The sequence below is a fragment of the Lacinutrix sp. genome, from assembly GCF_037625555.1.
In the GTDB taxonomy this organism is placed as follows: Bacteria; Bacteroidota; Bacteroidia; order Flavobacteriales; family Flavobacteriaceae; genus Lacinutrix.
The window spans coordinates 21410-34771 of record NZ_JASJHV010000140.1 but is presented as its reverse complement, the minus strand read 5'-3'; the positions used below and the strand labels follow the sequence as shown (position 1 = coordinate 34771).

The window sequence follows — 13362 nt, the reverse complement described above, 5'->3', positions numbered from 1 at the left end:
CAGATTAGAGGTGTTGTTGTGACAGATTTATTAACTTTAAAAAATATTGACGAGGCTAAATTATACAACTATATAGGAATTGAACCTTTTACAATTGTTGTTGCAGATTGGAATACCAGTTTAAATTTCTATGAAATTGTTTGGGATGGTAATAAAGCGCATTTTAGCCAATTGGGTTTAACTAATCACATATGGTCTTCTTCAACTTTATATACTGAAGAAAAAAAAGCAGAGAGATACCAATGGTTTAAAGATTTTGAAACTAAAAACAAATTGTCTTCTGAATCAATTTTAAATTTCCATAAAACCGCAGGAAAAGGTAATACTGATTATGGTGTAATTATGCATCGAGGTTTTGTGAAAATGACCAGTATTACTCAAATAGAAAAAACTGGTGATACTATTGAAATAAAATTTATAAATTTAAAAACTCAAGAAACTTCGGTTAAGATTTTAAACTCTTTTGTATTGATAAATTAGTAACACGGCATTTGTTTTAATTTTAGCCTATCCATATACTATAGTGTCTCATGCCAAAGAATGGTACTCACCATATCTAAGGTTTGTTGTTGTTGGTAATAAAACAAGTGTTCTTGCTGGACATGCCGCTTTAGTTTTAATAAATAAAGAGACAAAGGTTTTAGAATATCATGATTTTGGTCGCTATATAACCTCTGAGCCAAACGGAAGAGTTCGTGGCGTATTAACTGATAATGAGTTACAGTTTCCTTTTAAGGCAGAAATTGAGGGTGATAAAATTTTAAACCTTGATAGAATATTAAAATTTTTAGCTACTAATCCTAAAATCACGCATGGTGATGGAAGGTTAGTTGCCTCGGTTTGTAATAAAATTAATTACCATATAGCTAGAGCTCATATTACTAAAATACAAGAGCGTGAATTTATTATGCAGTTTTTAAAAAAGACGCTTGTAATTGTGCGCGTTTTGTAACAGATAGTTTAATCGTTTCAGTTACAGATTCTAAAATTAAAAAAGCTTTGCAAAAATCTAAATGGTTTACACCTAGTACAGTAGGTAATGTTTTGCTTGCTAACACTCATGATTTTTCATTCGAAGTCTCAGATAAAGCTCTGATTTCGGAGTTTACGGGTTCTCAAAAAAGCGAAAATTTAAAATGTTTTCTAGATAGATTAAGAGGGTATAAACCTAATCCTGTAGGAACAATTATTCCAAAAAAAGTAGAAGGTCTAGATAAAAAAGCACAATGGATCTCTGTTATTGCGGCTGGTGCTTGGTACAAGATTTATGAAATCCAAACAGTAAACCAATATCGCTACAAGCGTATTTCACCTTATGGAAATATAGATTGTGATGCTATTTACATTTCAAGACTCTAGTTTTAATTATAATAAAGCATACCAAATTATTCATTACTCAAACTGCCATTTCTTTTATTTAAAACAGAATAATATGGTTTATAAATTTAATAGAAAAGACTTTTAATTTATAGCAAAAGGAGCGCTTAATTTAAAAGTAGGTATAGCAACATTAAACTTTTTTGTAGTTGTAAAGTTTACCATGCTATAATAACCTTTCATGGCTCCAAAAGGAGAAGTTAATAAACATCCAGAAGAGTAAGTGTGAGATTCTCCGTGTTTTAATACTGGTTTTAAGCCTATTACGCCTTCGCCAGAAACAGTTTCAACAGTATTTAAAGCATCAAGAATTGTCCAACGTCTATTATTTAGCTGTACAGTGTCTTTGCTCTGGTTTTCTATAGTAACATTATAACCAAAGGCAAAATGTATTTTATAGTTTTTATAAAATGTGCCTTCAAAATTTGTTACTACAGAAATTTTGATACCACTTGTTACTTGTTGAACCATTCTGTATGTTTATTTCTAAGCTAAAGTAATGAATTAGCTTAATAATAGCAATAAATAAGGTTTGTGGAAGGCTATTTTTAACTAATCTTTAATAGTTTAGTTTGTTATGTTTATAGAGTTTGCTTCACCTACGCCTATTATTCGATCGTATCGTGCACCCAAGTCTCTGTAATACACTAGCACTTTGTAGTTGTTTTCGGTTTGATGAAAATTACCGCTAATTGCGTTTTCATCTATACTGCCATCTTTGTTTTTTATAACATACTTATAACTATAAAAACCTTGTTTTAATAATAGTTTTCCTTCGTAAGTACTTTCGTCTTCGAAATAGCTTAGTTGTGTTGTTTCGTCTAAAGTATAGTTATTAAAATTTCCGTAAACATGTACCGTTTGTCCTTTGCTTAATTTGTTTAATTCTAGAGTAAAATGAACTTGAGCGTAATCTGCTCCAATTTTTGGATTGTCAGTATCTAATGCTGTAATTAAAAAATTACCATTAATATATTGATTGTAAGTATAATCTCTATCTGCACGTAAGATATTTCTGTATAAATGACTGTTGTAAAGCTCTATTAATTCTATAAACTGAACACCAGTATTTGCGCCTCTTAGGTCTTTGTTTTCAAAATACAAGTATTCGTTTCCTGCATAAAAGCTAGTTTCTTTTATGTAGCGGTATTGTAATTCGTTACCTAAAATATATTGAGGTTTTATGTTCATAATAGCAGTTTTTAAATTGTTATTCTGAATAATTACTGTTTTTATAGTTTCTAAAGGGTTATTGAATCTTAATGCTGAAGAGTTAATAGCTATATCTACAGATTGTCTTTCTTTAATATCACTTACATCTCTAGAACGTTTAATGGCTAAGCCTACATTGGCAATATCTTCATAGATCATGAATTTTCTAGTAAACTCTATTTCGTCATCTTCATTATATATGGTAATAATGTAATTCCCAGATTTTGTTATGGCTCGAGTTTGTTGGTTAGGAATTTTTAATGTAAAATGTGAATATATTTGATAGGTGTTAAATGAATTGTCCCATGTTCTTATACGTTGTTCATTAAAGCCTTGCAGGTATTCTGACTCTACTAATATTGATGGTGTCCAGTCGTAATTGTAATGTTTTATTTCATAGTAATAATCGTCCTCATTTCCATTTAAAACATCGAACTCAAGTACAAGGTATTCGCCAAGTCTTAAAATTGGTAATTGACTTTCTGGTGTATCACCTTTAAAAGTTATAGTTTTAATTTCTTCGGTAGGATTTATTTCTTCAATTTGACTGTATGTATTAAAAGAAATTGAAGCTATAAAAAAAAACAAAAAATGTTTAATGTAAATTCTCATTTATAAGGTTTTAAGGTGTATAAAGATAAACAAAATCCATACCTATTTTTCAGGTTAGTTAAAACTATCTAAATATCTATTCAATTATTGTGAAATCTTTATTATTAATTCGTATTTTTGCACCGATTTTTTATCCTCATAAAATCATATTACTAAACTATTAACAAATAGATTTATACACATGTCAAACGACATTAAGATTAAAAAAGGTCTAGATATAAAACTAAAGGGTGCTGCAGAAATGGTAACTGAAAATGCCATAGTAAGTAACACTTGTACAGTTAGACCACAAGATTTTCATAGTGTAATTCCAAAATTATCGGTAAAAGTTGGAGAGAAAGTTAAAGCTGGTCAGGCTTTATTTTTCAATAAATCCAACGAAAACGTAAAATTTGCTTCGCCAGTTTCTGGAGAAGTTGTTGAGATTGCTCGTGGACAAAAACGAAAAATACTTTCAGTAAAAATTCAAGCAGACAAAGAACAGTCTTATGAAGATTTTGGAACTTTAAATGTAGAATCTGCAAAAGCAGAAGACATTAGAGCAAGATTATTAGCTTCAGGTTGTTGGGCTTTTGTAAAACAACGTCCCTACGATGTGATTGCAAACTCAGAAGTAGCACCAAAAGCAATTTTTGTTTCTGGTTATGCTAGTGCTCCTTTAGCCGCAGATTTGGATTATGCTTTAGCAGGAAAAGAAGCAGAGCTGCAAGCTGCTGTTTCAGCTTTAGCCAAATTAACTGAAGGACATGTTCATGTAGTAGTTGGTAAAAATGGAAATTCACCATTAGCAGGATTATCTGGTGTTTCTATACACAAGGTTTCTGGACCGCATCCAGCAGGAAATGTTGGAACGTTAATAAATAAAATAGACCCAATAAACAAAGGTGAAACAGTTTGGACTGTTGCTGCTCAAGATTTAGTTATTATTGGAGAATTGTTATTAACAGGGAAATTTAATGCAGAACGTTTAGTCGCTTTTGCTGGTTCTTCTGTAAAGAAGCCACGTTATTTTAAAACAAAAATTGGGAGTGAAATCGCGACTATGGTTTACGATAATGGTGTCGATAAAGATGGTAACGATAGAATTATATCTGGAAATGTTTTATCTGGAACACATGTAAAACCAGATGGAAATCTAGATTACTACAGTAATGTAATTACGGTAATTCCAGAAGGAGACGATTACGAGTTTTTTGGATGGAATAAGCCAATTTTTAATAAAGTATCAACATCAAGGGCTTTAACTTTTTCTTGGTTGACACCAAAGAAAGAATTTGCTTTAAATACTAATACAAATGGAGAACATAGAGCATTTGTATTAACAGGAACTTACGAACAAGTTTTTCCATTAGATATTTTTCCATTACAAATCTTAAAAGCTTGTATGTATCAAGATTTAGATGAAATGGAGGCTTTAGGAATGTACGAAGTTGCTCCAGAAGATTTCGCCTTAACAGAATTTGTTTGTGTGTCTAAGCAACCACATCAAGAAATAATTAGAAAAGGTTTAGACTTAATGCTTAAAGAAATAGGATAATGGGTTTAAAAAGTAATTTACACAATTTAAAAGAAAAGTATAAAGGCACAAAAATGGCTCCTGCGTTTAATGCAATCCATACCTTTTTATACTTGCCAAATGAGACGACACACAATGGAACTCATATAAAAGCTGCAGATGATTTAAAACGTACCATGAACATAGTTATTATGGCAATGGTACCGTGTTTAATCTTTGGAATGTTTAATGCTGGTTACCAACATTATTCAGCCATATACGCTGCAAATGGAATTATTAGAGAAGTTTCTGTACTAGGAAACTTTTTAACATGGGATAATTTTATTATAGGAGCCTGGACGGTTTTGCCACTTGTTATTGTTTCTTATGGAGTTGGACTTATTGTAGAATTTATTTTTGCAGTAATAAAAGGTCACGAAGTAGAAGAAGGCTATTTAGTAACAGGAATGTTAGTGCCATTAATTGTACCAGTAGATATTCCACTATGGATGTTAGCAGTTGCTGTTGTTTTTGGTGTAGTAATAGGTAAAGAAGTTTTTGGAGGAACAGGAATGAATATTCTAAATCCAGCTTTAACTATTCGTGCATTTTTGTTTTTTGCTTATCCAACATGGATGTCAGGAGATAAAGTTTGGGTTCACAAAGCTACAGAAATGGCTGGAGGTCCAGATGCAATATCTGGAGAAACAATGTTAGGATTTTACGCAAAAGCAGGTCAGAATTTAACCGTTGAAGGTGTTAATGGTGCTGCAGACGTAGTTACAACCTATGGAGATAGAGCAGCAGAATTATACTCAATGAGTGATATGTTTTTCGGTTTTATTCCAGGATCTATAGGTGAGACTTCAAAATTATTAATTTTAGTTGGAGCAGGATTACTTATCTTTTCTAAAGCAGGAAGCTGGAGAATTATACTAAGTACTCTAATTGGAGCTTTAACAATGGGATTAATATTTAATGGTGTTGTTTCTGCAGAGTGGATTGGAGAATCAAGTAAATTCTACGGATTAATGAACTTACCATTCTGGCAACATTTAATTGTCGGTAGTATATTATTTGGTGCTGTTTATATGGCAACAGATCCAGTAACGGCCTCTCAAACCAATAAAGGAAAATGGATATATGGATTTTTAATAGGTTTCATTTCAATAATGATTCGTGTATTTAATCCAGCCTATCCAGAAGGAGTATTCTTAGCGATTTTATTAATGAACGTATTTGCACCAACAATCGATCACTATGTGATTCAAGGCAATGTTAAACGCAGAATGAAACGTTTAAAAGTTAAAACAGCATAATTATGGCAATTAATACAGATAAAAATTCATATACAATACTATTTGCTATTGCAATGGTTTTAGTAGTCGGTTCATTATTAGCGTTTACAGCGTCTTCTTTAAAACCTGCTATTACAAAAAATAAAGAAATTGAAAAGCAGCAGAATATTCTTTATGCTATGGGAGTTAATGGTAATGAAAGTGCTGGAGATATTACTTTTGTTGCTAAAGAAAAAGCAGTAGAGTCTTTTACTGCAAATGTTTCAGAACAAATTGTTTTAGAAGTAAAAGATGGTAAGGTTTTAAAAGTAATGACTCGAGATGAGTTTATGAAATCTAAAGACCAAGGTGCCGGAAAAGAACCCTTTTTAATAGACATTAAAAAAGAGCAAACCAAAGCAAAAAATGGTGAATCTAGATTTTTACCACTATTCAAAGGACTGCAAGATGGAAAAACAGTTTATGTAACTGTAGTTAGAGGAAAAGGCCTTTGGGATGCTATTTGGGGTTACGTTGCCTTAGACGAAAACATGGTTGTACAAGGAGCATTTTTTGATCATGCTGGAGAAACACCTGGTTTAGGAGCAAATATCAAACAGCGTTACTTTATGGATGACTTTAAAGGAGAGAAATTATTAACAGATGCTGGTGTTTTTAAAGGTATCAAAGTAGCTAAAGGAAATAACGATCCTGTTAATAACGATAAAGATGATTATGAAGTAGATGCATTAGCTGGTGCAACTATTACTGGAGATGGAGTATCTGCAATGATAAAGAAAGATTTAAAATTGTACATGCCATACTTTATGAACTTAAAAATGAATAACAACTAATATGGGACTACTTTCAAAAAAAGACGCAAAGTTAATCATAGATCCATTAGCAGATAATAACCCAATTACTATTCAAGTATTAGGAATTTGTTCTGCGTTAGCAATTACTGCAGAGCTAAAAGCTTCTCTAGTAATGGGAGTCGCTGTATTATTTGTACTAGGTGTTGGTAATGTTGTAATCTCATTAATGAGAAACATCATTCCTTCAAAAATTAGAATTATTGTTCAATTAATAGTAGTTGCTGCTTTGGTAATTATTGTAGACCAAGTACTAAAAGCATTTGCTTATGATTTAAGTAAAACACTTTCTGTATTTATTGGATTAATTATTACCAATTGTATAATTATGGGACGTTTTGAAGCTTTTGCTTTAGCTAACAAACCATGGCAATCATTTTTAGATGGAATAGGTAATGCATTAGGTTATGCAGTTATATTAGTGATTGTAGGATTCTTTAGAGAATTATTAGGATCAGGAACACTTTTTGGAATTCCAGTATTAGGAGATCCAATTGGTAGTCCAGAAACTGGACCAACTGGTGTTTATGCATTCGGTTACGAGAATAATGGATTTATGTTAATGCCACCAATGGCATTAATAATAGTAGGTCTTATTATATGGGTTCAACGTAGTAGAAATAAAGCATTAATAGAAGATTAACACAGAGTGTTATCCTGAATTAAAAGAATAAAAAAATGATAGAACATTTAGAATTATTTTTCAAGTCAATTTTTGTTGACAATATGGTGTTTGCGGTTTTCTTGGGTATGTGTTCATACTTAGCCGTTTCTAAAAAAGTAGCAACAGCAGTAGGACTTGGAGCAGCAGTTATTTTTGTATTAGCTATTACAGTACCTTTAAACTGGCTATTAGATCAGTACTTATTACAACCAGGAGCATTAGCTTGGTTAGATGGAAGTTCTAATGGAGAAGGTTTCTCTGGTATGGATTTAGGATTTCTTTCTTTTATCATGTTTATTGCAACCATTGCAACCATGGTACAATTAGTAGAAATAGTAGTAGAGAAGTTTTCACCTTCATTATATAACTCTTTGGGTATTTTCTTACCATTAATTGCTGTAAACTGTGCCATCTTAGGTGGTTCTTTATTTATGCAATCAAGAGAGATAGAATCTTTTGGATTAGCACTTAATTATGGTATTTCATCTGGAATAGGTTGGTTTTTAGCAATATTAGCTATAGCTGCTATTAGAGAGAAAATTAGATATTCTAACGTGCCAGCACCTTTAAGAGGATTAGGGATCACTTTCATTATCACAGGTTTAATGGGAATTGGATTTTTAAGTTTTGGTGGGATGTTAACAGGTGGTGAAGAAGAAGAAGCACCAGCAAAACCTACAACTCAAGTAGAGAATAACCAAACTGAAGAAGAAGCTAAAGAATTAGCTGAAAACACTAAAATAATTAATTAATATGATTTTAGCAGCAGGAACACTAGGAACTGTTATAACAACAGTATTTGCATTTTTAATAATAGCCTTAACACTTGTAAGTATATTATTATTTGTAAAGCAAAAATTATCGCCTTCAGGCCCAGTTAAGATTTTAATTAATGGAGAGCGTGAAATAGAAGTAGCTTCAGGTAGTACATTACTGTCTACTTTAGGTGGAAATAAAATTTTCTTACCATCAGCTTGTGGTGGTGGTGGAACTTGTATTCAATGTGAATGTCACGTTTTATCAGGAGGAGGCGAAGCACTTCCTACAGAAACACCTCACTTTTCTAGAAAAGAATTAGCTCATGGAGCACGTTTATCTTGTCAAGTTAAAGTAAAACAAGATATGGAAATTACAATTCCAGAAGAAGTTTTCGGAATTAAAAAATGGGAAGCAACTGTAGTTTCTAATTATAACGTGGCAACATTTATAAAGGAATTTGTAGTAGAAATTCCTGAAGACATGAATTATAAAGCAGGTGGATATATTCAAATTGAAATCCCTAATTGCGAAATAAAATATTCAGATATGGATGTGTCTGCTCACCCAGAAGATCATCCAGGTGAACCAGATAAATTTAAAGCAGATTGGGAAAAGTTTGGTTTATGGCCTTTAGTAATGAAAAACGAAGAGCTAGTTGAACGTGCCTATTCTATGGCTTCTTATCCTGCAGAAGGAAGAAAAATAATGCTTAACGTACGTGTAGCTTCACCTCCTTTTGATAGATTAAAAGGTGGATGGATGGATGTAAATCCAGGAGTAGCCTCTTCTTATATTTTTAACCAAAAAGTAGGAGATAAAGTTACTATTTCTGGACCATATGGTGAATTCTTTATAAACGAGTCTGACTCAGAAATGTTATACGTAGGTGGAGGAGCTGGAATGGCACCAATGCGTTCTCATTTATACGAATTGTTTAGAACTATAAAAACAGGACGAAAAGTTACATATTGGTATGGTGGGCGTTCTAAAGCTGAGTTATTTTATATCCATTATTTTAGAGCTTTAGAAAAAGATTTCCCAAATTTCAAGTTCTATTTAGCTTTATCTGAACCAATGGAAAGTGATAACTGGAAAGTTAAAAAAGATATTAATGATGCAGAAGGTGATGGATTTGTAGGATTTATACATAACTGTGTTATTGATAATTACTTAAGTCATCATGAGTCACCAGAAGATATAGAATTATACTTCTGTGGACCACCATTAATGAATCAAGCGGTTCAAAAAATGGGAGAAGATTATGGAATTCCAGACGAGCATATTAGATTTGATGACTTTGGAGGATAATTATAGAGTAAATTTTATTTTAAAGCCAGAACTTTTAGTTCCGGCTTTTTAATTTTTAGACTTACGATATAAAGTATAATATCTAATATTATTGATTAAAGAGACTTTATATTATTATAATTTATAAATTGTTATCTTTGCAATTAGTTAATTAAAATCCCCAATGTTATTAATAATACTACTTTAAAAGGGTTTATACTCTTTTTTTTATTTTTAAGTGTATCCACAATAAATGCACAACAATCAAAGAATAATACAAAAAGTAATGAGAGTTCTGATACGGCTAAGAATATAGCTGGTTTAGAGTTAATAATTGATGACCAAAGGTCTCTAGATGAGACAGGTTATGTTAGATGTGTCTCGGTTGAAATGCATCAAAGAAGAGAGTATAGAGCAAGAGTTTCAGGTTATAAAGATGCTTTCGAGAATTGCATATAACCATTAATTGAAGCAAAAAGACAGGAAATAGCACAAGCAAAAGCTAACGATAAATTTCAAAAAGCAGTAGTAAATGTTCCTATTATTACTAGTGGGTCAGGACCAACAAATCTATCTGATGCAATAGTTCAAGCACAAATAGATCAATTAAATTTAGATTTTAGTGATCAAGGTGGTGTTAACGGAACACAAAGTAGTTATGCTGTTTCAGCAGATTTAGAAATAGTATTCGTTCCGGCTACAATAAACCCAAACGTTAATCCTTTAGCTGCACCAGGAGTTAATAGAGTAACAAGTTTTGGTGCAGGTCCTTTTTCATCTACAGATTTCGATTTAGGAGATGGAGGTTTAGAAATTAAGCATGCTACAATATGGGATCGTAGTGTTTATGCAAATGTTTGGACTGCAGATTTACAGGGAGAATTATTAGGTTATGCACAATTCCCAAGTAATTCTACTCTACAAGGTTTCCATACAGATGGTGGAAGTGCTTTAAATGACGGAGTAGTATGTGGATATGGAACTATAGGTTCTAGAGATTTACCTGGTTCAGCAGCACCATATAACTTAGGGAGAACATTAACACACGAAGTAGGTCACTGTATTGGACTTAGACATATTTGGGGGAGATGGTAATTGTAATTATGATGACTTTGTAGATGATACACCTTTTATACTTCAAAATGTGTTAGGACATCCAGACAACTTTCTAAATTTTAGTACATATCAAATTCAAGAACAATTACCAGAAAACTAAATAGAAAAAACTATTAGAACATAAAAGTACCTACTGAATTTATCAGTAGGTGCTTTTTAATTTTTTACTTAGAAATAAATACTCGTTTTATTTTAGATAATCAGTTGAAATAAATTCTTTAAAAACATGTTCTATATATTGAACATAATTTTTAAAAATGAAGAAACTATTAATCATATTTTTTGTTATAGCATCTATAGTTGCCATTGCGCTTCAATTTAAACCATTCAAAGAAACAGTAAGTTATGTTTCCAAATCAATTATTTCTGAAGAAAATTTAATTAATGAGGATAGTTTAACTATATCTTCAAGAGTAAAAGCGCCAAAAGATTTTAAACGTGTAAACTATTCTAAAGGCTCTTTTGAAGAATATCTTAGAAACTATAAGTTAAAGCCCTTTGGAAGTAAGATAATAAATTATGATGACAGCGAATATTATTGGCAGCAAGGCCATGTAGGTATATTGAATATTCCAGTGCCTAAAAATGGGTTACAGCAATGCGCAGATGCTTTAATAAGGATAAGAAGTGAATACCTTTGGGATAGTAATAAAAAAAAAGAAATAGGCTTTAATTTCACCTCTGGTCATTACTGCTCATGGAAAAAATATGCACAAGGATACAGACCAAAAATTAATGGAAATAAAGTAACGTTTAGTAAAACAGCAACAGTTAATCACACAAAAAATAATTTTTACAAATACCTTAATCTTATCTATATGTATTCTGGCACATTATCTTTATCTCAAGAATTAAAATCAGTAACTTCTATTAAAGACTTAAGAATTGGAGATGTACTAATAAAAGGAGGCAGTCCAGGACATATAGTAATTTTAACAGATCAGGTTGTAAACACTAAAGGAGAGTCTTTGTTTTTATTATTTCAAGGTAATACTCCAGCACAAAGTGTACATTTAGTAAAGAATCTAAAAAATAATTTAATATCACCATGGTATAGTTTAAAAACTAATACTGTAATACCAGTATCTAATTATACTTTTTACGATTCTAAATTTGCTAGATTTAAATAGTTAGCTCTTTTTCCACTTGTTATAGAAACTACTTTTTATTAATAAAACCCTTTTGTATTTTTGTATAATGAGTAAAGCATTATCACCACAAGAACTTCATAATCTAGCCATGAACCATGTTGGTAAAGATTTAGAAAAAAGAGGTTTCGAATTTATAGCCATAAATAGTAAGTTAAAAAAGCATCCTCAATTTGTTTGTATGGATGCTAATAAGCAATATTTTTTTGTAATTGTAAGAGCTGTAAAGCTTCCTGATAACGCTAATAATTATGATATAGTTTGGATGGAATCTTTTAAAGAACATGCTCGCGAACACAATGCTAAAGTTTTGTATGCAGGAGTAGGTTTAGGAAATCCAAATGGAGAGTCTTTACCTGTACTTTTAAATCAAGAATATTTAATAGAATACAATGGTATTCAAGTTCTAGAAACTAATTTAAATTAAATGCGTTATTATTACTTTTTACTCTCTATGTTCTTTGTGTTTTCTTGTAAACAAGAACCTAATAATATTAGACTTTCTGGTCCTATATTTGGCACTTTTTACGATGTAACTTATGCTTCAAAAGAAAATTGCCAGAAGCAAATAGATAGTTTGTTTTTTATTATTAACAAGTCGATGTCTAATTATCAAGCAGATTCCGATATTTCAAAAATTAATATAAATGAATTAGATACAGTAGATTCCCATTTTATAAATGTTTTTAATGCTTCAAAAGTAATCTACAATCAAACAAATGGTGTTTTCGACCCAACTATCGGAAAATTAGTTAATAGTTGGAATTTTGGTTCAGAGGAGAATAAAACGAAATTAGACAGTATAAAAGTAGATAGTTTAATGCAGTATGTTGGCTTCGAACGTGTGGTTTTAGAGAAAAATAAATTGCACAAAAAAGAGCCAATACCTTATATAGATTTTAATGCGATTGCAAAAGGTTATGCTGTAGATGTAATAGGTGAGTTTCTAGAAGAAAAAGAAATTACTAACTACATGGTTAATATTGGAGGAGAGTTAAGAACTAAAGGGGTTAATGTAGTAAAGCAAAGTGGTTGGACTGTAGGAATAGAAAACCCAAATTTTGATGGTTCACAGAGTACAAATTTAATATTTGTTTTAAAAGATGAAGCGATGGCAACATCTGGAACCTATAGAAAATATAAACTAGACGATGAGGGAAATAGATATGCACATATTATAAATACAAACACAGGATATCCTACCAAAACAAATATATTAAGTGTCTCAGTAATTACCAAAAGTTGTATGTTAGCTGATGGTTATGCAACAGCGTTTCAAGCAATGGGAGTAGAAAAAACAAAAGCTTTTTTGCAAAATCATCCAGAGTTAAAAGTTTATATAATTTTCGAAAATTCTAAAAAAGAAATAGAAACACTTGCCTTAAATAGTTTTTTAGATTAATTTAATTTTTATGTTTAGAAGCCCAAAAGCGACTTTTAGAAGTTTAATCTAATAAAGACGAATCTAATCACGCAACTTTACAAATAATATATAAAGTAACTGGAAAATAAGTAGTCTTAAAATTCCAATTATAAAAACTAG

At 31.2% G+C, this 13362-nt stretch carries 15 protein-coding genes; 13 read left to right on the top strand and 2 right to left on the bottom strand.

Going from position 1 to position 13362, the window contains the following annotated elements; genetic code table 11:
* Positions 1-18: 18 nt before the first annotated feature.
* Genes QNK89_RS11650 through QNK89_RS11640 form a run of 3 tightly spaced genes read left to right on the top strand, consistent with a single transcriptional unit; the run spans position 19 to position 1359 of the window.
* On the top strand, positions 19-480 hold the full coding sequence (locus QNK89_RS11650) for a hypothetical protein (RefSeq protein ID WP_340171338.1): 462 nt from the start codon (positions 19-21) through the stop codon (positions 478-480).
* Positions 476-952, top strand: a complete 477-nt coding sequence (locus tag QNK89_RS11645; protein ID WP_340171368.1) for a DUF6695 family protein — start codon at positions 476-478, stop codon at positions 950-952. Before QNK89_RS11650 ends, QNK89_RS11645 begins: the two co-directional genes overlap by 5 nt.
* The gene (locus QNK89_RS11640) at positions 901-1359 is read left to right on the top strand and encodes a DUF6695 family protein (protein WP_340171367.1); all 459 of its coding nucleotides are present in this window, start codon (positions 901-903) and stop codon (positions 1357-1359) included. Before QNK89_RS11645 ends, QNK89_RS11640 begins: the two co-directional genes overlap by 52 nt.
* Before the next feature lie 102 nt (positions 1360-1461).
* Here the strand turns inward: QNK89_RS11640 and apaG are convergent, their stop codons facing one another.
* Both apaG and QNK89_RS11630 read right to left on the bottom strand, forming a co-directional pair.
* Complete coding sequence (gene apaG / locus QNK89_RS11635) at positions 1462-1848, bottom strand: Co2+/Mg2+ efflux protein ApaG (RefSeq protein WP_340171337.1); 387 nt, start codon at positions 1846-1848, stop codon at positions 1462-1464.
* Positions 1849-1944: 96 nt separating this feature from the next.
* A complete protein-coding gene (locus tag QNK89_RS11630) occupies positions 1945-3201 on the bottom strand; it encodes a type IX secretion system plug protein domain-containing protein (protein WP_340171336.1) in 1257 nt (418 codons plus the stop codon).
* 181 nt (positions 3202-3382) lie between these two features.
* Between QNK89_RS11630 and QNK89_RS11625 the strand changes: the two genes are divergently transcribed.
* The 10 genes from QNK89_RS11625 (at position 3383) to QNK89_RS11580 (ending at position 13221) form a co-directional block, all read left to right on the top strand.
* Complete coding sequence (locus tag QNK89_RS11625; RefSeq protein WP_340171335.1) at positions 3383-4738, top strand: Na(+)-translocating NADH-quinone reductase subunit A; 1356 nt, start codon at positions 3383-3385, stop codon at positions 4736-4738.
* A complete protein-coding gene (locus QNK89_RS11620; RefSeq protein WP_340171334.1) occupies positions 4738-6015 on the top strand; it encodes an NADH:ubiquinone reductase (Na(+)-transporting) subunit B in 1278 nt (425 codons plus the stop codon). The genes QNK89_RS11625 and QNK89_RS11620 overlap by 1 nt, the downstream gene beginning before the upstream one ends.
* A 2-nt stretch (positions 6016-6017) precedes the next feature.
* Positions 6018-6827, top strand: a complete 810-nt coding sequence (locus QNK89_RS11615; protein ID WP_340171333.1) for a Na(+)-translocating NADH-quinone reductase subunit C — start codon at positions 6018-6020, stop codon at positions 6825-6827.
* Between the two features lies 1 nt (position 6828).
* On the top strand, positions 6829-7488 hold the full coding sequence (locus QNK89_RS11610) for an NADH:ubiquinone reductase (Na(+)-transporting) subunit D (protein ID WP_340171332.1): 660 nt from the start codon (positions 6829-6831) through the stop codon (positions 7486-7488).
* Positions 7489-7523: 35 nt separating this feature from the next.
* Positions 7524-8261, top strand: a complete 738-nt coding sequence (gene nqrE, locus QNK89_RS11605) for an NADH:ubiquinone reductase (Na(+)-transporting) subunit E (RefSeq protein ID WP_340171331.1) — start codon at positions 7524-7526, stop codon at positions 8259-8261.
* Between the two features lies 1 nt (position 8262).
* Positions 8263-9576, top strand: a complete 1314-nt coding sequence (nqrF, locus tag QNK89_RS11600; RefSeq protein ID WP_340171330.1) for an NADH:ubiquinone reductase (Na(+)-transporting) subunit F — start codon at positions 8263-8265, stop codon at positions 9574-9576.
* A gap of 1042 nt (positions 9577-10618) precedes the next feature.
* Complete coding sequence (locus QNK89_RS11595; protein ID WP_340171329.1) at positions 10619-10771, top strand: hypothetical protein; 153 nt, start codon at positions 10619-10621, stop codon at positions 10769-10771.
* A gap of 157 nt (positions 10772-10928) precedes the next feature.
* Positions 10929-11801: a DUF4846 domain-containing protein gene (locus tag QNK89_RS11590; RefSeq protein ID WP_340171328.1), complete on the top strand. Its 873-nt coding sequence runs from the start codon at positions 10929-10931 to the stop codon at positions 11799-11801.
* A 67-nt stretch (positions 11802-11868) separates the two neighbouring features.
* Positions 11869-12246 carry a Na(+)-translocating NADH-quinone reductase subunit F gene (locus tag QNK89_RS11585; protein ID WP_340171327.1) on the top strand — a complete coding sequence of 126 codons (378 nt, stop codon included), beginning with the start codon at positions 11869-11871 and terminating at the stop codon, positions 12244-12246.
* Positions 12247-13221: an FAD:protein FMN transferase gene (locus tag QNK89_RS11580; protein WP_340171326.1), complete on the top strand. Its 975-nt coding sequence runs from the start codon at positions 12247-12249 to the stop codon at positions 13219-13221. It abuts the gene before it with no gap.
* Positions 13222-13362: the final 141 nt, after the last annotated feature.

Bases quoted from the DNA above. Each gene is read 5' to 3' on its own strand.
- apaG (WP_340171337.1), bottom strand. From the start codon at position 1,848: ATGGTTCAACAAGTAACAAGTGGTATCAAAATTTCTGTAGTAACAAAT.
- QNK89_RS11630 (WP_340171336.1), bottom strand. From the start codon at position 3,201: ATGAGAATTTACATTAAACATTTTTTGTTTTTTTTTATAGCTTCAATT.
- QNK89_RS11625 (WP_340171335.1), top strand. From the start codon at position 3,383: ATGTCAAACGACATTAAGATTAAAAAAGGTCTAGATATAAAACTAAAG.
- QNK89_RS11620 (WP_340171334.1), top strand. From the start codon at position 4,738: ATGGGTTTAAAAAGTAATTTACACAATTTAAAAGAAAAGTATAAAGGC.
- QNK89_RS11615 (WP_340171333.1), top strand. From the start codon at position 6,018: ATGGCAATTAATACAGATAAAAATTCATATACAATACTATTTGCTATT.
- QNK89_RS11610 (WP_340171332.1), top strand. From the start codon at position 6,829: ATGGGACTACTTTCAAAAAAAGACGCAAAGTTAATCATAGATCCATTA.
- nqrE (WP_340171331.1), top strand. From the start codon at position 7,524: ATGATAGAACATTTAGAATTATTTTTCAAGTCAATTTTTGTTGACAAT.
- nqrF (WP_340171330.1), top strand. From the start codon at position 8,263: ATGATTTTAGCAGCAGGAACACTAGGAACTGTTATAACAACAGTATTT.
- QNK89_RS11590 (WP_340171328.1), top strand. From the start codon at position 10,929: ATGAAGAAACTATTAATCATATTTTTTGTTATAGCATCTATAGTTGCC.
- QNK89_RS11585 (WP_340171327.1), top strand. From the start codon at position 11,869: ATGAGTAAAGCATTATCACCACAAGAACTTCATAATCTAGCCATGAAC.
- QNK89_RS11580 (WP_340171326.1), top strand. From the start codon at position 12,247: ATGCGTTATTATTACTTTTTACTCTCTATGTTCTTTGTGTTTTCTTGT.